This is a genomic window from Prevotella sp. Rep29 (assembly GCF_019551475.1).
Taxonomy (GTDB): domain Bacteria; phylum Bacteroidota; class Bacteroidia; order Bacteroidales; family Bacteroidaceae; genus Prevotella.
The window spans coordinates 961,858-981,030 of sequence record NZ_CP047159.1 but is presented as its reverse complement, the minus strand read 5'-3'; the positions used below and the strand labels follow the sequence as shown (position 1 = coordinate 981,030).

Annotated in this window: 14 protein-coding genes; 6 read left to right on the top strand and 8 right to left on the bottom strand. The window is 46.9% G+C overall.

Annotated features, from left to right (window positions below):
* Positions 1–52 precede the first annotated feature (52 nt).
* Positions 53–1,888, top strand: a complete 1,836-nt coding sequence (locus tag GRF55_RS04145) for a YgiQ family radical SAM protein (RefSeq protein WP_370626757.1) — start codon at positions 53–55, stop codon at positions 1,886–1,888.
* 45 nt (positions 1,889–1,933) lie between these two features.
* Here GRF55_RS04145 and GRF55_RS04140 read toward each other — a convergent pair whose 3' ends face one another.
* Both GRF55_RS04140 and GRF55_RS04135 read right to left on the bottom strand, forming a co-directional pair.
* A complete protein-coding gene (locus tag GRF55_RS04140; protein ID WP_220369278.1) occupies positions 1,934–2,509 on the bottom strand; it encodes a hypothetical protein in 576 nt (191 codons plus the stop codon).
* Between the two features lie 84 nt (positions 2,510–2,593).
* The gene (locus GRF55_RS04135) at positions 2,594–6,040 is read right to left on the bottom strand and encodes a leucine-rich repeat domain-containing protein (RefSeq protein WP_255563856.1); all 3,447 of its coding nucleotides are present in this window, start codon (positions 6,038–6,040) and stop codon (positions 2,594–2,596) included.
* 1 nt (position 6,041) lies between these two features.
* On the opposite strand from GRF55_RS04135, the gene GRF55_RS11685 reads away from it, so the two are divergent.
* Positions 6,042–6,233 carry a hypothetical protein gene (locus GRF55_RS11685; RefSeq protein WP_255563883.1) on the top strand — a complete coding sequence of 64 codons (192 nt, stop codon included), beginning with the start codon at positions 6,042–6,044 and terminating at the stop codon, positions 6,231–6,233.
* Positions 6,234–6,825: 592 nt separating this feature from the next.
* Here GRF55_RS11685 and GRF55_RS04130 read toward each other — a convergent pair.
* Both GRF55_RS04130 and panB read right to left on the bottom strand, forming a co-directional pair.
* Positions 6,826–8,040 carry an MFS transporter gene (locus GRF55_RS04130; RefSeq protein WP_220369276.1) on the bottom strand — a complete coding sequence of 405 codons (1,215 nt, stop codon included), beginning with the start codon at positions 8,038–8,040 and terminating at the stop codon, positions 6,826–6,828.
* Between the two features lie 63 nt (positions 8,041–8,103).
* Positions 8,104–8,925: a 3-methyl-2-oxobutanoate hydroxymethyltransferase gene (panB, locus tag GRF55_RS04125; RefSeq protein WP_220369275.1), complete on the bottom strand. Its 822-nt coding sequence runs from the start codon at positions 8,923–8,925 to the stop codon at positions 8,104–8,106.
* A 161-nt stretch (positions 8,926–9,086) separates the two neighbouring features.
* Between panB and GRF55_RS04120 the strand changes: the two genes are divergently transcribed.
* The 3 genes from GRF55_RS04120 to GRF55_RS04110 are packed head-to-tail and all read left to right on the top strand — an operon-like array spanning position 9,087 to position 11,615.
* Positions 9,087–9,704: a flavodoxin family protein gene (locus GRF55_RS04120; protein WP_220369616.1), complete on the top strand. Its 618-nt coding sequence runs from the start codon at positions 9,087–9,089 to the stop codon at positions 9,702–9,704.
* Positions 9,705–9,735: 31 nt separating this feature from the next.
* Positions 9,736–10,902, top strand: coding sequence for an iron-containing alcohol dehydrogenase (locus GRF55_RS04115; protein WP_220369274.1), 1,167 nt, complete (start codon positions 9,736–9,738; stop codon positions 10,900–10,902).
* Positions 10,903–10,925: 23 nt separating this feature from the next.
* A complete protein-coding gene (locus GRF55_RS04110) occupies positions 10,926–11,615 on the top strand; it encodes a DUF554 domain-containing protein (protein ID WP_220369273.1) in 690 nt (229 codons plus the stop codon).
* 439 nt (positions 11,616–12,054) lie between these two features.
* Here GRF55_RS04110 and GRF55_RS04105 read toward each other — a convergent pair whose 3' ends face one another.
* The 3 genes from GRF55_RS04105 to GRF55_RS04095 form a co-directional block, all read right to left on the bottom strand.
* Complete coding sequence (locus GRF55_RS04105) at positions 12,055–12,828, bottom strand: hypothetical protein (RefSeq protein WP_220369272.1); 774 nt, start codon at positions 12,826–12,828, stop codon at positions 12,055–12,057.
* Between the two features lie 184 nt (positions 12,829–13,012).
* Positions 13,013–14,977 carry a threonine--tRNA ligase gene (gene thrS / locus GRF55_RS04100; RefSeq protein WP_220369271.1) on the bottom strand — a complete coding sequence of 655 codons (1,965 nt, stop codon included), beginning with the start codon at positions 14,975–14,977 and terminating at the stop codon, positions 13,013–13,015.
* A 138-nt stretch (positions 14,978–15,115) separates the two neighbouring features.
* Positions 15,116–16,072, bottom strand: a complete 957-nt coding sequence (locus GRF55_RS04095) for a LuxR C-terminal-related transcriptional regulator (RefSeq protein WP_220369270.1) — start codon at positions 16,070–16,072, stop codon at positions 15,116–15,118.
* Positions 16,073–16,356: 284 nt separating this feature from the next.
* Here GRF55_RS04095 and GRF55_RS04090 point away from each other — a divergent pair, with 284 nt between their 5' ends.
* The gene (locus tag GRF55_RS04090; RefSeq protein WP_220369615.1) at positions 16,357–17,304 is read left to right on the top strand and encodes an IS30 family transposase; all 948 of its coding nucleotides are present in this window, start codon (positions 16,357–16,359) and stop codon (positions 17,302–17,304) included.
* Between the two features lie 320 nt (positions 17,305–17,624).
* Here GRF55_RS04090 and rny read toward each other — a convergent pair whose 3' ends face one another.
* Positions 17,625–19,163 carry a ribonuclease Y gene (gene rny / locus GRF55_RS04085; RefSeq protein WP_220369269.1) on the bottom strand — a complete coding sequence of 513 codons (1,539 nt, stop codon included), beginning with the start codon at positions 19,161–19,163 and terminating at the stop codon, positions 17,625–17,627.
* Positions 19,164–19,173: the final 10 nt, after the last annotated feature.

The following is a 19,173-nucleotide window of genomic DNA, read 5'->3' as shown; positions in this document are numbered from 1 at the left end:
GCCTACAGCTCAACACCAACTCACCGACTGGCTCCCTACTACCAAAAAGGAAATGGAGCTCCGGGGATGGAATCAACTCGATGTCATCCTCTTCTCTGGTGATGCCTATGTTGACCACCCCTCTTTTGGTGCTGCCGTCATCGGAAGAACGCTTGAAGCACATGGATATAAAGTGGCCATCGTTCCACAACCCGATTGGCATGGAGACTTCCGCGATTTCAAGAAGTTGGGACGTCCACGACTCTTTTTCGGCATATCACCAGGCTGCATGGACTCGATGGTCAATAAATACACAGCCAACAAACGACTGCGTTCCGAAGACGCATATAGCCCGAACGGACGCCACGACTGCCGACCGGAATATCCTACGATAGTCTATACAAAGATACTGAAGCAACTGTTTCCTGACGTACCCGTGGTCTTGGGCGGTATCGAAGCATCCATGCGCCGCCTCACACATTACGACTATTGGCAGGACCGACTCCGTCCTTCTATCCTGTGCGACTCTGAGGCTGACCTCATCATCTACGGAATGGGGGAAAAAGCCATCCTGCAACTATGTCAGCAACTGGAGGACAATCCGAACATCAACCACACCCACGACATTCCACAGGTTGCATACCTAACGACAAAGGACAACATCCCGCAAGGCATACAACCTACAGACATCGTCCTCCATTCACACGAAGAGTGCCTGCAAGACAAAAAGCACGAAGCCGAAAATTACCGCCACATCGAGGAAGAATCCAACAAGATACATGCCTGCCGGCTGATTCAGAAAGTGGGGAAGCAATACGTCGTGGTCAATCCTCCCTACCCTCCTATGACAACTGCTGAACTGGATGCCTCTTTCGACCTTCCATACACACGGCTGCCTCATCCGAAATATAAAGACAAGCGCATTCCCGCCTACGACATGATTAAACTCTCTGTCAACATTCACAGGGGATGCTTTGGAGGATGCGCCTTCTGCACCATCAGCGCACACCAAGGGAAGTTCATCGTCAGCCGAAGTAAAGAAAGTATTCTTCGGGAGGTAAAGCAGGTGATTGGGCATCCCGACTTCAAAGGTTATCTCAGCGATTTGGGAGGACCTTCTGCCAATATGTACGGTATGGGCGGACGAGACAAAAAGATGTGTGAACGATGCAAACGGCCATCATGTATCCATCCGAAGATATGCCCGAATCTCAACACCGACCATAGCAGTCTGCTCGACATCTATCGGGCAGTCGATGCGTTGCCGGGAGTTAAGAAGAGTTTTATCGGGAGCGGCGTGCGCTATGACCTCCTGCTGCATCAGAGTAAAGACCGAAAGACTGATGATGCTGCAACGGAATACACTCGGGAACTTATTTGTCGGCACGTCAGCGGCAGATTGAAGGTCGCACCAGAGCACTCCAGCGACCAAGTGCTGCGACTCATGCGAAAGCCGCCGTTCCAACAGTTCGAGACTTTCAAACGCATCTTCGACCGTATCAACCGTGAAGAAAATCTCAGACAACAGATTATCCCCTACTTTATCAGCAGCCACCCGGGATGTCGTGAACAAGACATGGCTGAACTTGCCGTTCTCACAAAGCAAATGGATTTCCACCTTGAGCAGGTACAGGACTTCACTCCTACTCCCATGACCATCAGCACCGAGACTTGGTACACCGGCTACGACCCTTACACGCTGGAAAGAGTATTCAGTGCAAAAACACCAAAGGAAAAGTTGGCACAACGGCAATTCTTCTTTTGGTATCAACCCGAAGAGCGACGCTACATCGAACAACGTCTCCGAACTATCGGACGAGCAGACCTCATTCTCAAACTATACGGAAACACCAGCACCAACCGCCCACAACACCCCAACAAATCCTATAAGAAGAAAAGAAGGAGATAGTAAAACGTCCTAGTTGTACATTACAACTATTTACAAATATATTTTTTACCAATCTTCTAACCAAAATTCATCAAAAATATCACTACCAGAGGGGGGGGTAATATCCGTAACAAGTTCCTTTAAAGAAAATAAATCAAATCCTAAATCTTTCGCTTTGCCATAATATTGGTTAAACTTTTCATCCTCTCGTTGGATACAACTTATTAAACAGTAATGTCGTTCGTAAGAAGGTTCGTTTTCTTTATAATACTTATCAAACTTTTGTATATAATCTTCTAATTGGTTTTCACTTAATTTCCCATAATATTTATCTTCAATCAAAATTGCATGATCTTCATCGTTGAGTTTAAATTCAACCCAAAGATCAATTTCTACCTCCTGTTTATAGACGCAAATTTCAGAGAGGGAATCATTTTCCTCAATAGTCTTACCAATAATTTTTCCTAATATTTGCCTGCAATATAACCATAAAGTTTTTCCTTCTTTAAAATCATCTGCGGCATGCCGCAAAGTCCATGATATGATGTAATCCATCAATGGTTCTTTATTCCCGTCTGTTTCTGTTGAGTCATACATTAACTGCCCAATTGTTTTTTTTCTTTGTTTCTTATTTGTTGCCATATATACATATTTACAAAGATTTATTTTTATAAAATAATCCGTCCGCCTGCAATGTTATAATTGCTGGCGGACGGATCCATTCAATTATTTAATTACTACTTTTTTTCCATTTACAATATAAATACCTGCTTTTGTCGGCTTGCCGTTGAGACGTGTGCCGTTTATGGTAAACCAAACGTCATTATCGATTGCCGATTGCGAATTATCTATTGAAATAATGCCTGTCGGCACGTCAATTTCTACGATAGTAAAGTGTTTCCAGAAGTCTGCATTTTCATATGCGGATTTCGTCCCACGAGGTACATAAAGCGTTTTTCCTTCACCTTCGGTCCATTGGTCATAATCACAATATGAACTTACTTCTGGAGGTGTTGTTGCGTACAGATATACATCTTTCAGTTTAGGACAGCAGTGAAGCACTAGATAGTCAATATAAGTTGTAGTCGAGGGTAATATAAGTTTTTCCAATGCCATATCATAATGAATGCCTTCTATTCGCGAATGTCCTTCTTCAAACTCTATCGACGTTATTATTGGACATATATAAGTAGCATCACTCTCCATATTTGTAACAGGCAACCCGTTGACAACAGCGGGGAATACCATATCACCTTTATACTGTTTAAATCCTCTGACCATTTTCAAGGCTGTGTGTGTGTTGTCAGTATATTTGTAATAAATACCATTAATACACATCAGTCCGTCTGTCTCTGTCGGGTTCAATGAGTTGTAATACTTTCTTACAGGTTCTGCCGCATTATATACATCGTTCCCATCTTGATATGCCTCAATGATGAAAGGTGCTCCACTTGAAAAATATACCACATATTGTCCTTCAGCATTTTGTTTAATTTCCATTTTGCTGCAATAATCTTCATCCAAAGCCCTGTAGGCAACAGGAAGTCCGGACGAAGAAGTCGCTGATAAAATCAAACTATCTCCGACAACAGCTTCTATTTCTTGACTCCATGTTATTCTCTGTGATGTTTTTTTATTAATGGTAAATTCCTTTTCCACACTTGCTGGTTGGTACTCACTATTTCCAACTTGTTTCGCTTCAACGATAACAGTTCCTGGTTTAATGCCTTTCAAAGAAGTTTTGTCCCCGCTCGTTATAAGTGTTGCACAATCACTGCCGGATTTAACAGAATAAGTGACAGGCAGACCAGATGAAGCAACTGCTGTCAATTCTATATCAGAATTTAAGCCTACTACATATATTTGGGATTGTGCCCACGTTATACTCTGTGCCATTCTTGATTGTAAATCTTCAACGATATTAAATTCTTTCCACACATTCGCATTGCAATAAGCATCGCCAGTTCCTATAGGCACATGGAGCGTACAGGTGTTTTTACGTACGTTAAAAAACACATTAACATTTATAGTCAGTGGTTCTTCTATATAACAATAAATCTCAGTCAGTTCATTGCAATCTGCAAATGCATAGTTTCCAATGCTCGTCACGGAGTTGCCGATGGTGACAGAAGTCAGACCAGTGCAATATCGGAACGCTTCATATCCAATGCTCGTCACGGAGTTGCCGATAGTGACGGAGGTCAGACCGCTGCAACCATCGAACGCTTCACGTCCAATGCTCGTCACGGAGTTGGGGATAGTGACGGAGGTCAGACCGCGGCAATATTGGAACGCATAATCTCCAATGCTCGTCACGGAGTTGGGGATAGTGACGGAGGTCAGACCGCGGCAATATTGGAACGCATAATCTCCAATGCTCGTCACGGAGTTGCCGATGGTGACAGAAGTCAGACCAGTGCAGCCATAGAACGCATAACTTCCAATACTTGTCACGGAATTGGGAATAGTGACAGAAGTTAGACTTCTGCAACCAGAAAACGCATCGTTTCCTATGCTCGTTACGGAGTTGGGAATAGTGATGTTTTTTAGACCGCTGCAACCTTTAAACGCACGGTTTTCAATCGTCTTCACGGAGTTAGGAATAGTGACGGAAGCCAGACCTGTGCAACCTTTGAACGCACTAAACCCAATGCTCGTCACGGAGTTAGGAATAGTGACGGAAGCCAGACCTGTGCAACCTTCGAACGCACAAAACCCAATGCTCGTCACGGAGTTGGGGATGTCAATAGAAGTCAGACCTGTGCAATCTTGGAACGCATAGTTTCCAATGCTCGTCACAGAATTGGGGATAGTGGCGGAGATCAGACCACTGCATCCATAAAACGCATAGTTTCCAATTTTCTCTACATTATCACCTATCTGATATTCTTTGACTTGTTCACCAAATATATTTTTTAAAGAGTTCGAAGAAGAATAATTCTTAGACAATATGGCATTATTATTAATAGTAACAAAAATCAGACCTGTGCAATTCTGAAATGCAAGGTTTCCTATGCTCGTTACGGAGTTGGGAATAGTGATGTTTTTTAGACCGCTGCAACCTTTAAACGCATAGTTTTCAATCGTCTTCACGGAGTTAGGAATAGTGACGGAAGCCAGACCTGTGCAACCTTCGAACCACCGCCCAATGCTCGTCACGGAATTGGGGATGGTGACGGAGGTCAGACCTGTGCAACCACGGAACGCAAAATCTCCAATGCTCGTCACGGAGTTGGGGATGGTGAAGGAGATCAGACCTGTGCAACCAGAGAACGCAGAACTTCCAATGCTCGTCACGGAGTTGGGGATGGTGAAGGAGGTCAGACCTGTGCATCCATAAAACGCATAGTTTCCAATTTTCTCTACATTATCACCTATCTGATATTCTTTGACTTGTTCACCAAATATATTTTTTAAAGAGTTCGAAGAAGAATAATTCTTAGACAATATGGCATTATTATTAATAGTAACAAAAGTCAGACCTATGCAGCCCAAAAACGCATAATCTCCAATATTCGTCACGGAATTACCAATACAGACAGAAGTCAAACTATAACAACCAGAAAACGCAGAACTTTCAATGTTTGTCACGGAGTTGCTAATAGTAACGGAGGTCAGGCTGATACAATGTTGAAACGCATAGTCTCCAATACTCGTCACAGAATTACCAATAGTAACCGAAGTCAATTCACTACATTTATAAAACGCATAGTTTCCAATTTTCTCTACATTATCACCTGTCTGATATTCTTTGACTTGTTCGCCAAATATGTTTTTTAAGGACATAGAAGAAGAATAAGTCTTAGACAATATGGTGTTACTATTAATAGTGACGGAAGTCAGACCTGTGCAATCAGAGAACGCATTTTCTCCTATGCTCGTCACGGAGTTGGGGATATCAACGGAAGTCAGACCGCTGCAACCTTTAAACGCATAGTTTTCAATCGTCTTCACGGAGTTAGGAATAGTGACAGAAGTTAGACCTTTGCAACCAGAAAACGCATAATCTCCAATGTTCGTCACAGAATTGGGAATGTCAACGGAAGTCAGACCTGTGCAACCAGAGAACACAAATCCTCCAATGCTCGTCACGGAATTAGGAATAGTGATAGAGGTCAGACCACTGCAACCAGAAAACGCATAGTTTTCAATCGTTTTCACGGAATTAGGAATAGTGATAGAGGTTAGACCACTGCAACCAGAAAACGCAGAGTTTTCAATACTCGTTACAGAATATAGATTTACTCCAGATACTACGCTTCCTGGAATAACTAAATCCCCAGTAGGAGTTCCGTTTTTAGTTACACTTACTGTTGAGGAACTCGTTATAGTATATTTAAGATCTCCAATAATAAATCTTATTTGAGCAGAAACACCCAAATTACACAATACTGCAAAAACTAAAAAGATAATACCTTTTTTTACCTCTTGATTTTCTTTAATTTTAATTGTTTTCATCTTATAATATTTATTGATATATAATTGCGTAAAAGTATACATGAAAAAAGGCGAGGACCTACTTCTGGCTAATCTGTCAGTGTAGGCTCTCGCATTGCCCGAATCATCAAATTAACAGAAGCGGCACTCACCTATACAATAAGGTAAGAACAGCCACATGCCTTGTTTGAATGATTCAGTTTAAATGTGCGAGATTTACACCAATCAAATCAACTGCGTGACGTTAATCACTACTCTTGTCCTCAATGTCGTGTCGTTGCTCTAATTCCAACGAGGGAATGAACGACAGTGCAAAGATACAAAACTTTTTTGACTCTGCCAACATTTCCATACAAAACCAGCGAAAAGCCGCTCCTGTTACAAGATCTCTGCCGTACGACGGCATTACCGTTCGTCATTTCGAGTGCAAAGATATGCAAATTATGAGAGAGAAAAAAGGAAAAGGACAAATGTCAGAAAAATGTCGAATTTTTTAATGTTTTTTTAGTTGACGAGTCAACTTATCTATTCCGATGTTTCAAAAACCAAGGATAGGTAAAAAAGACATAGAAGAAAAAGGATATCAGAAGAAACACCGTACCCAGTTTGATGCCTAATTGGGGAAAAGCACACTCCTGTTCCATGTCATGAAAACACATAGAACCATGCTGAGGAGCGAGAAAAGCAAAGCCTAAGAACAACCCGATACTCATGCCCAGCTCCCACGACAGGAAAAAGGTGCTTTGCGAAGTTCCGCGCTGACAATGATCGCTCAGCTTGACGAATGACAACAGGAAGCCACTGCCCACTATTCCAGAACCAAGTCCCAGACACAAGGGAAAGAAGTAGGTATTCAAGAATTGATTGCCGTTCCCTGCAAACATCAATGACAGGAACATCAATGACAGCCCTGCCAAGATACTATTTCTTATCGGATATTTCAGCAAAATCTGCTCAAACAATATCGCCATGAGGAATCCACAGAGCATCATGACATAGAACATGATGGTATGTACACTTGCCAAGACTATGCCCACAAAAACCGTAACCAGGACCATATTCAGGAACAACGGCCAGGCTCCGGTCAGGAAGAAGCGGTCTAAACTGGCGCGCAACTGCGTGTCTTCCGGAGCCCTGAAAGGGAAACGCACCATCATAATCAACAGCAGTGAGAAAGATGCCACACCTGCTATTACGAGGAATATATCGATTTCAAGCCAAAGTCCCGTCAGCATGACAATCAGAGGTCCCATCCCCACACCGATACGACCGAACCACGACATGATATAATTGGCTTGTGTCCGCTGGAATGACTCGCAGCTATCAATGACCAACGTGCTGCACAAAACCATCTGAGCTACCCCGAAGGCTGCGCCATACAAGAAACGAACGCCTACAAACACCCACGCACTCGCCTGCCATTCCGCATGATTTTCCTTGCAGAGATAAGTAAGCAACGTCAGCAAGGCGATGACAAAGATTGCCAAGATGCAAACCTGATTGCGACGATAATGCTGAACCAAGAAACTGCAATACGGACCGAGAACGAACAGACCAAGTCCGTAACTGCCCATAATCAGTCCTGTTTGCAACGGAGTGAACTGCTGCAAAAGCCATTCCGAAAGTGAAGGAATGAGCATATAGACCGATACGGTCAGAAAGAAATTAGCCGCTGCCAACAAGCCGAATGACCGATGCCACAGATGCTGATTGGTGGGTGTTTCCTGAGTGTCCATTTTCTAAAATACCTAATGAGCCTTAACGGCAAACTGCCTTTCCGAAAAAACAACGAGAGACGATTAATACGACTCGCTCTCGTTCGGGAAATCGATATTCTTCACATCCGTCACATACTGACCGATTGCGTCTGTCATCACCGCATTCAGGTCTGCATAGCGACGAAGAAACTTCGGAGAAAAGCCCTGTGTCTTGCCGAGCATATCATCAACAACAAGGACCTGACCGTCAGTCCCATTTCCCGCACCGATGCCTATCGTCGGGCACTTCACGGTCTCTGACACTTTTTTAGCCAATGCTGCCGGAACCTTCTCCAAGACGATTGCAAAACAACCCGTCTCGTCCAACAAAGCTGCATCTGCCAACAGTTTCTCGGCTTCTTCATCTTCCTGAGCACGAACAGCATAGGTGCCGAACTTATTGATGCTCTGCGGAGTCAGTCCCAGATGCCCCATCACGGGGATTCCCGCATCGAGAATGCCCTTGACCGTCTCGATAATCTCAATGCCACCTTCCAGTTTGAGTGCATCGCAACCGCTACGCTTCATTATGTGCACCGCATTCTTCAAGCCTTCGTGGCGGTCAATCTGATAACTGCCGAAAGGCATGTCGCAAACGACCAGTGCACGCTGTACGGCACGCACGACCGAACTGGCATGATAAATCATCTGCTCTACAGTAATCGGAAGCGTCGTCACATTTCCTGCCATCACGTTCGATGCGCTGTCGCCTACCAGAATAGCATCTACGCCTGCCTTATCTACAATGCCTGCTGTCGTGAAATCGTAGGAGGTGAGCATAGAGATTTTCTCCCCTTTCTGCTTCATCTCCAAAAAGCGATGTGTCGTCACCTTGCGGGTGTCACTAACTAAATAACCTGCCATATCCTATGATGTTTGGTTTCAAAATCGGCTGCAAAGTTAATCAAAATTTCTATTAACCACATAGAAATCAAATACATTTCGCTTTTTGAACAAAAAAATTGTCCCATGTCAAGTTTTTTGTGTAAATTTGTTCCCATCAAACCAATCCAAGACAAAACATGATGAAAGTCATTTTACTCAATGGCAGCCCGAAAGCGAAGGGCTGCACCTATACGGCACTTGCCGAAGTAGAAAAAACACTGCGCGAAGGCGGTATCGAAACGGAAATCATACACGTCGGACATAAAGACATTCATGGCTGTATCGCCTGCAACAAGTGTGTGGAGCAGGGACGGTGTGTCTTCAACGACCTAGTAAACGAGGTCGCTCCGAAGTTCGAAGAGGCTGACGGAATCGTGATTGGCTCGCCTGTCTATTACGCATCGATAGCCGGAACGCTGAAGGCTTTTCTCGACCGGCTGTTCTACAGTACGCATTTTTCCAAGCGCATGAAGGTGGGAGCGGCGGTCACGTCTGCCCGCAGGGCTGGCACAGTCGCCACGTTCGACATCATCAACAAGTATTTCACCATCGCACAAATGCCCGTCGCATCGACTTTCTACTGGAACGAGGTGCACGGCAACACTTCCGAGCAGGTCATGCAGGACGAAGAGGGAATGCAGAGTATGCGCCAGCTTGGGCGCAACATGGCGTTCCTCATCCGTGCCATTGCTGCGGAGAAGGAGAAAAACGGACTTCCCGAAGAGGAGCAGCGCGTATGGACCAATTTCATTCGATAAACCAAATACACATTATTAAATATATATAACTATGTTAGGCAATTTCAAATATTCCAATCCGACGAAGTTATATTTCGGCGACGACTCGCTGAAATTCCTGAGTGACGAACTGAAAAACTACGGACCGACCGTACTCCTGACCTATGGAGGAGGCTCCATCAAGCGCAACGGCATCTACAATGCGGTTGTTTCTATCCTGCAAGAAGCAGGAAAGACCATTGTCGAACTGCCGGGAGTGATGCCCAACCCTACGGTTGAAAAACTTTATGAGGGTGCCCAACTGGCACGCGAAAACAACGCAGACCTTATCCTCGCCGTCGGTGGCGGTTCCACCATCGACTATGCCAAAGGCGTGAGCGCATCGGCATGGTGCGACGAAGACCCGTGGGAGAAGTATTATGAGCGACAGGAAGAACCTACCTGTAAAATTATTCCCGTGGCCAGCATCCTGACCATGGTGGGGACGGGTTCGGAAATGAACGGCGGCAGCGTCATCACCAACCACGAGAAGAAACTGAAAGTGGGCAAGGTGTTCGGCGACAACGTGATGCCGAAATTCTCCATTCTCAACCCCAAATTCACCTTCACCGTTCCACGCTATCAGATGGTGGCAGGATTTTTCGACATCATGTGCCACATCCTCGAGCAATATCTCTCCAACCACGACGACAACACAAGCGACTATCTCGCAGAAGGACTCATGCGCTCGCTGATTCACTCGAGCCGCATCGCCATCAAAAATCCAGAGGATTACGAGGCACGCTCGAACATCATGTGGACAGCGACGTGGGCACTGAACACCATGCTCAAATGCGGCAAGCACCAAGACTGGATGGTGCACATGATAGGACAGGCTGTCGGAGCCTACACCAACGCCACACACGGCATGACGCTCTCTGCCGTCACACTGCCCTATTACCGCCACCTACTGCCACATGCCGAACTGAAATTCCGCCATTTCGCTGAAAACGTGTGGGGTGTTCGGGGCGAAGGAAAGAGCGACCGGGAGATTGCCGAAGAAGGACTGAAGGAACTCGAGAAATGGATGCGCGAAATCGGCGTGTCACTCTCGCTGGCTGAACTCGGAGTGAAGGAAGAGATGTTCGAAGGCATTGCCAATGCCACCTTCATCATCCCCAACGATTTCCACACGCTCACCCACGAGGAAGTGGTTGAAATCCTGAAAGAAAGCATGTAACCGCCTTTCCCGAAACGACTGCCATGATAGGAACGATTGTCAATACCTGCACGATTATCGTCGGAACCATTGCCGGAAGCATCCTCCACCGAGGCATTAAGGAGAAATACAAGGAGGCACTCTATACCGCTCTGGGACTGGCAAGCCTGGGCATCGGGCTCAACGCTTTCGTGTCGAACATGCCGAAAAGCGAATATCCCGTGCTCTTCATCGTCGCCATGGCTGTCGGAACAATCATTGGAACGGCGCTCGACTTGGACGGCAGGTTCACCCGACTGGTGAACCGCCGTTCAAAAAACAAAGAGAACAAGCTCGCCGAAGGGCTCTCCACTGCCACCCTGCTCTACTGCATCGGACCGCTCTCCATGCTCGGACCGGTCGTCAGCGCACTCCAAGGCGACCACACATTTCTCTACACCAACGCCACACTCGACCTCATCTCTGCCATGGTCTTTGCCTCCACCTACGGCATCGGCATGCTGCTCGCTGCCCCTGTGCTCTTCTGCTGGCAAGGACTGTTCTTTCTCACAGCCCGCCTTTCGAGCGACGCCGTCAGCGATGCGCTCATGTCAGAGCTGCTCATCGTGGGCGGACTGCTCATCACGGCATCGGGCCTTTCGCTCCTCCGACTGAAAGACTGCAAAACCCTCAACATGCTGCCGGCACTCCTTGTGCCCGTGTTGTGGTTCGTAATCAAGGCTTTGTTCAACTAACATCACCCCATACTTATCCCTTTATTCATCGGGGATTGAAGTTTCATTGACCAAACTCGTACGAAATTGCATACCAAACTCGTACGAGATTGCATACCAAAGTCGTACGAAATTGGTCACCAAAGTCGTACGAGATTGGTCAACGAAGGGGGAACTTCCGGATAACCATTGATGCTGTTTGGGGGAACGATTCGTTATGTTCAAGACGTTTATTCCCGCCCGAAGATGTGTTCAACCCCAATCGGTCATTAGAACGCCATCAGATATGTTAGCACTGATGTTCTGCTCTTCGTGTCATAGTATCATTTGCTTCGGCATCTGCCTCCAACCTTTCTCTCACCGTAGCCCGCTACGCCGTCGAGAAAGGTTGAAGACATCTGCACAAAGCAAACAACACTCTGAACACAAAGTCTAATGACCGATTTGGGTTCAAGGAAAACTATCCCTTCGCAGGAACTGCGATATAGATGCCCGTGATGGCTGCACCGCTGCCGAAGCAGCCTGACGGCGAGCCCGAAACGGAACGAATGACGAGGAAATGGTCGTAGAACCGCACGCTGAACGTATAACCACAATACTGGATGGTGTAATCGAAATCGCCATGGTCGGGCAGGTAAAGTCCTGCAGCATCGACCAAAGCGTCGTTGCCTTTATTGTCCGGACCTCCGTCACGGCGTATGGACAACTCGAAAGTCTCATCCCGTGTGTTGCCCCACAGCGTGAGTTCGCCCTTGACGCGCATCGGGTTTTCATACTGATACATGCCGCCACGGCCCCATCCTTCGAAACGGAACACTTTGCCTTCGAGATAGGGACTGCTGTACACACCGGGCTCACGGTCTATCGGACTGGCATACTTGTCGGAATACTTCCTCAGCCGGAACTTCTCGCCGCTGGGCTGCACGATGCCCACCAGGCTGCTTCCTTTCAACTCGGCACGGAGAAAATAGATATAGTTGATGCCTTCACCGTCGTCATAGACACGGATATCGTACATCCCGTCCGTCTCATAGCCCGCCACATTATAGACTTCTGTGCTGCCATCAACCTCGCTGAACATCTCGCCCGTCATGACGCCATCTTTCACTGCGCAAGCAAGCCTAACGGGCTGCCCATCCACTTTTCCCTGCCAGAAATAATAGGAAACCTTACCCGCCTGCACCTGAAGGGCAAGCATTACCATCAACATCACGACAAAACCTTTTGCTTTCATATCCTTTGCTGATTTAGTTTGTATATCGGCAAAGATAATACATTAAATTGAAAATCGGAAACGGAATGGCAAAAATCTGCCCTTCTTCAACTTGTCCGGAGTCTTTTTCTGCCCGTCTATAAAAATAAAAGCACCCGTTCTGCCAGGCAAAACGGGTGCTTTCTGTCTCATAAATGACATCTTGTTAATCTCTCGGCTTCAGGTTGGTAGCCTTGAGCATTTCCAACACCTCTGCGTTGATGCGCTGTGCGAACTCCTGCATGGTCATCGTGGCTTGCTCGCCGCCACCTTGCTGGCGCATGGAGACAAGCCCCTCGGCAGCCTCTTTCTCACCGACTATCACCATGTATGGAACGCGTTTGAGCTCGTTGTCGCGAATCTTGCGACCGATTTTCTCGTTGCGGTCATCGACATTTGCACGAACGCCCACGCTGTCGAAATATTGCTGCACCTCCACAGCATAGTCATTGAATTTCTCGGAGATGGGAAGAATTGCCACTTGGTCGGGCGTAAGCCACAAGGGGAAATGACCTGCGGTATGCTCGATGAGCACCGCCGTGAATCGTTCCATCGAACCGAACGGCGCGCGATGCACCATGACGGGTGTCTGTTTCGAGTTGTCCTCTGCAGTATATTCAAGATGGAAGCGCTGCGGCAGGTTGTAATCCACCTGAATCGTTCCCAACTGCCAGCGGCGTCCGATGGCATCCTTGACCATGAAATCGAGCTTCGGTCCGTAGAAAGCAGCCTCACCCAATTCGATTTTCGCCTCCAGTCCTTTCTCCTTACAAGCATCGATAATCGCCTGTTCACTCTCTTCCCAAGCCTCGTCGGAGCCGATGTATTTCGTCGTATTCTTCGGGTCGCGCAGCGAAATCTGTGCCTCCACATTCTCGAACTTGAATATGGTGAACACTGCCTGAATGATGTCCATCACGCGAAGGAACTCGCCTTTCACCTGGTCGGGACGACAGAAGATGTGCGCATCGTCCTGCGTGAACGAACGGACACGGGTCAATCCGTGCAGCTCGCCACTCTTCTCATAGCGATAAACCGTTCCGAACTCAGCGATGCGCAACGGCAGGTCGCGATAGGAGCGCGGCTTGCTGGCGAAAATCTCGCAATGGTGCGGGCAGTTCATCGGCTTGAGCATGTATTCCTCGCCCTCTTCCGGTGTGGTAATCGGACGGAAAGCGTCTTTGCTGTAATGCGCATAGTGACCGCTGGTCACGTACAGATTCTTGCCACCGATGTGCGGGGTGATGACCTCCTGGTATCCGAAATTCTTCTGAATCTTGCGCAACATGTCCTGAAGACGCAGGCGGAGCTCCGTTCCCTTGGGCAGCCAGATGGGCAAACCTTTTCCCACGCGGTCGGAGAACATGAAGAGTTCCATCTCTTTTCCTATCTTACGGTGGTCGCGCTTTTTGGCTTCTTCCAACATGACGAGATACTCGTCGAGCATCTTTTTCTTCGGGAAGGAGATACCATAGACGCGTGTCATCTGCTCGCGCTCGGCATCGCCACGCCAGAATGCGCCGGCAACGCTTGTTATCTTGACTGCCTTGATGAGCCCCGTTGATACGAGGTGCGGTCCCCGACAAAGGTCGGTAAAGGCGCCTTGCGTATAGGTCGAGATGGTGCCGTCCTCCAAATCGAGGTCGATATGCTCACACTTATAGTCTTGTCCGTCGGCTTTGAACTCTCTCAGCGCATCGGCTTTCGACACTTCACGACGCACGACAGCCTCATCCTTACGAGCCAATTCCATCATTTTTTCTTCGATTTTCGGGAAGTCGCTCTCGCTGATAACTGCGCCGTCCTTTGGCATCACGTCGTAGAAGAATCCGTTCTCCACTGCCGGTCCGAAACCGAACTGGATGCCGGGATACAATTCTTTCAGTGCTTCAGCCAACAAGTGTGCGCTGGTGTGCCAGAAGGTATGCTTGCCTTCTTCGTCCTCGAATTTGTAGAGTGCGATGGTCGCATCTTCGTTGATGGGACGATTCAGTTCTACCGTTTCGCCATTGACTCCGCAAGATACAACGTTGCGTGCGAGAGCCGGCGATATGCTCTCGGCGATTTGATAACCAGTCACTCCCTGTTCATACTCGCGAACAGAGCCGTCTGGGAATGTGATTTTAATCATAACAACTTGATTTTAACGTTTAATTGCGTGCAAAGGTACGCTTTTCGCACGGAAAAACCAAAAATAAACCTGCTTGTTTTGTCGCCATCCGCAAAGAAAAAACGTTCCTTGCGCGTCACACGACTTATTCCTTCGATATTACAACTCGACCGCCGAGATGTCCACCAGATTATTGACGATGGCATAGATGGTCAGTCCCGCAGGACTGTGAATCTGCAGTTTCCGGGCAATGTTCCGACGATGCGTGATGACGGTATTGACGCTGATGAACAGATGTTCTGCAATCTCTTTGTTGGTCATTCCCTGCACAAGGCTGACGATGACGTCGCGCTCGCGGTCGCTCAGCACATCACCATTGTTCGGATTCTGATTGATCATGTTGGAAATCTTGGCTGACACGTCCGTCTGACGCAACTTCTTCTCCAACATCCGGATGGCTGGAACGAAGATGTGGTCCTCCACCTCCGCATGAAGAGACAGCCATTCCTCATTGTTGTAGATATCATAGAGCGTGGCAGACAACTGATTGTTGTGCAGACCGTCGCTTGGCAGATACTTGATAATGATATTCTTCAACTCACGCAGCTTGACGTCGGTCGCCCCATGGTGTTTCGAAAAGGTTTCAATATCATAGGTCTCATTGACTTTATTGTTCAGCAAAGCCTCTACATACGGGAAGAGCAGTTTCTCCTCATAGCGCATGTGGCGCTGTATGGAATGGGCATACTCGTCGTAGAGTTTCATGATTAGCCGCGCAAGATTGTCGTTCTCGTCGAGCGCATCTTGAAGTTCCTTGCGGATAAAGGGCAGCTGAAAATCCAGGAAATAGGCATGACTGGCACGCAGATACTGCATCAAAGTCGGAATGGAAAGTCTTTCCACATCGTCAAAATCGCGATAACCGTTGATGGTAAAGTTAATCACAGCCAAAAAGGTATAGGTATCTACCTGCTGCTGCTCGCACACTTCACGCACGGTCTTGTCACCAAAGCCAAGACTGATGCCGAAACTGCCCAGACTCTGCAACAGATTATAATTGTCCTTTATCAGCGAAATCATCTTATCATCCGCCTCATACATCTTCTGATTCTTCATTCGCGTACCTAAATATAATGTTTCCGTTGCAAAATAAATAAAAAAAAACGAATTACACAATAATCATTTTTAGGTATTTAACCCAAATCGATTAGCATAAGTTCCAATAAGAAGTGCAAATGGTTTTCAATTGTAAGCCCTCAACCATGTAAAACACTCGTGGAACGCTGTCGGCAAGGGGCAGACAGCCCCGGCGAGACATTGATTCACCAGTAGCAATACAAAAAAAAAGCAAAAAGGGAGACTGCTGTCTCCCAAAGATTAGTTAACTTTGTATTGTAATGATGTATCATCAACTAACCTCACAGCAAAGGTACACAATTTTCGTGTTACGGCAAAAGAATGTAGCGATAAAAGACATCGCTGATACGATAGGAGTGCATTACAGCACAGTCTATCGTGAGTTGAAACGCAACAAAGGCACACACCATTACCATTATGGTATAGCCCAGCATAAGTGTGACGAGCGTAAGCACAGGATGAGGAGACACCGCAAGTTCTCCATAGATATGCGAAGGAGAATCGTCTCACTCCTGGTGTGTGAGCAGTGGTCGCCGGAACAAATCAAGGGATGGATGGAAAGGAATGGAGAAAAGTGCGTTTCAGTAGAAACCATCTATCAATATATCCGATTTGACCGCAAGTGCGGAGGAGAACTCTACAAACACTGCAGGCACCGCCTGAAGAACATCAGAAGGACTGCCGAAACTGCACATACTGCCATAAAGGACAGGGTAATGATAGAACAGAGGGAAGAAGAGGCTGACGGAACACGATTCGGGGATTTCGAAATGGACACCATCATCGGAAAGGACGGAAAAGGGGCAATCGTTACAATTGTCGAGAGAAGCCGGGACTTCTTCATGATGAGAAAACTCAGACACGGGAAAAACGCAAAGCAGCTGGCAAAAACCGTAGTAGCCATGATGACACCGTACATAGGAAGGATAAAAAGTATTACCACAGACAACGGAAGTGAGTTCGCTGAGCACAAATACATAGCAGAGAGACTCAAAACAAAGATCTTCTTCACACATCCATACTCATCATGGGAGAAAGGAAACATAGAAAACACCAACAAACTCATCAGGCAATATATACCAAAAGGAACTGACTTTAAACATATTTCAGAGGAACAAATAAAGAGAATACAACATAAAATAAACCGTAGGCCAAGAAAAAAACTAAACTTTTCCACACCTACTGCTGAATTCTTCAAAAAAATAACATAACTTTGCACTTGCTACTGGAATCTACATAGCCGGGAAAAGGATTCATAACCAGCTGGGATAAAAAAACAGGGACTTCAGACCGAACTGAAATCCCCGTCATTTCTTTATAGGTGTATTCTATCAATTAGCTTTAGATGATGTTTGATTGATTGTTGAGCAGTTTTCTTCTTTTACTTTCCGAAGGCGCATAGCGGGCTATGCGTCAAGGATAAAAGGAGAAAAATGCCGACAAGAAACAAAGAGCATCAAAGCCAAAGAACGCTACCTGAATGAAACATACATACTAATTGATAGAACACACCTATAATCAACGTCCTGACTTATTTCGCATAAGCCACCGAACGGGTCTCGCGGATAACGGTGATTTTCACCTGTCCCGGATAAGTCATCTCGTTCTGAATCTTCGCTGCGATTTCGCCCGACAGCTTTTCGGTCTCCGCATCGTCCATTTTGTCGGCACCGACAATCACGCGCAACTCACGACCTGCCTGTATTGCGTAGGTCTTTGTCACGCCCGGATAGCTCATGGCGATAGCCTCCAGGTCATTCAATCGCTTGATGTATGCCTCCACAATCTCACGGCGGGCACCCGGACGGGCTCCGGAAATGGCGTCGCAAATCTGGACAATCGGCGCCAGAAGCGTGTTCATCTCCTGCTCGTCGTGGTGAGCTCCGATAGCGTTGCAGATGTCTGCCTTCTCTTTATACTTCTCTGCTATCTTCGCTCCGTAGAGTGCGTGTGGCAATTCGCTTTCCTCATCGGGCACCTTTCCGATATCGTGCAGCAGTCCTGCGCGCTTGGCTTTCTTCGGATTCAGTCCCAGTTCAGAAGCCATCACGGCACAGAGATTTGCTGTCTCACGGGCATGCTGTAAGAGGTTCTGACCATAAGAGGAACGATATTTCATCTTTCCGATAATGCGGATAAGCTCCGGATGCAGCCCATGTATGCCGAGGTCGATGGTGGTTCGTTTTCCCGTCTCGATAATTTCGTTCTCGAGCTGTTTTTTTACCTTCGCAACGACTTCCTCAATGCGCGCCGGATGGATACGTCCGTCGGCAACCAACTGATGGAGCGCCAAGCGGCATACTTCGCGGCGGATAGGGTCGAAGGCTGAGATGACGATTGCCTCCGGGGTGTCATCTACCACGATTTCCACGCCGGCTGCTGCCTCCAATGCACGGATATTCCGACCTTCACGACCAATGATGCGTCCTTTCACCTCATCATTATCTATATGGAATACGCTGACGGAATTCTCAATAGCTGTTTCCGTTGCCACTCGCTGGATGGTTTGTATCACGATTTTCTTTGCCTGCGCGTTGGCATTGAGCTTCGCCTCGTCCATAATCTCGTTAATATAGCTGGCGGCATCGGTCTTTGCCTCGTCTTTCAGGCTTTCAATCAGGCGGCTCTTAGCCTCGTCGGCACTCAGTCCTGAGAGTTCTTCCAGCTTCTCACGCTCTTGCAGACGCATCTTTTCCAATTCATCCTGCTTGATTTGCAGAAGTTTTTTCTCATTGTCTATGCGTTGCTGGAATTGTTCCACCTCCTGCTTGCGGCGCCCGATTTCTTCCTGTCGCTGATTCAACGATATTTCGCGCTGCTTCAACCGGTTCTCATTCTGCTGAATCTTCTGGTTGCGCTGCTGGACTTCTTTTTCCAGTTCGGCTTTCTTGTTCAAGAATTTTTCTTTTACTTCCAGAAGTTTCTTTTCCTTCACTACTTCAGCATCCCTATTGGCTGCTTCAAGCATTTCATTATATTTTCCCTTGATTACATAACGGAAAATAAGGTATCCGGCAATTCCTCCCACGATGAGGCAGGCTGCCGAAACAATCAATGTTAAAAGTTCCATACTATACTAT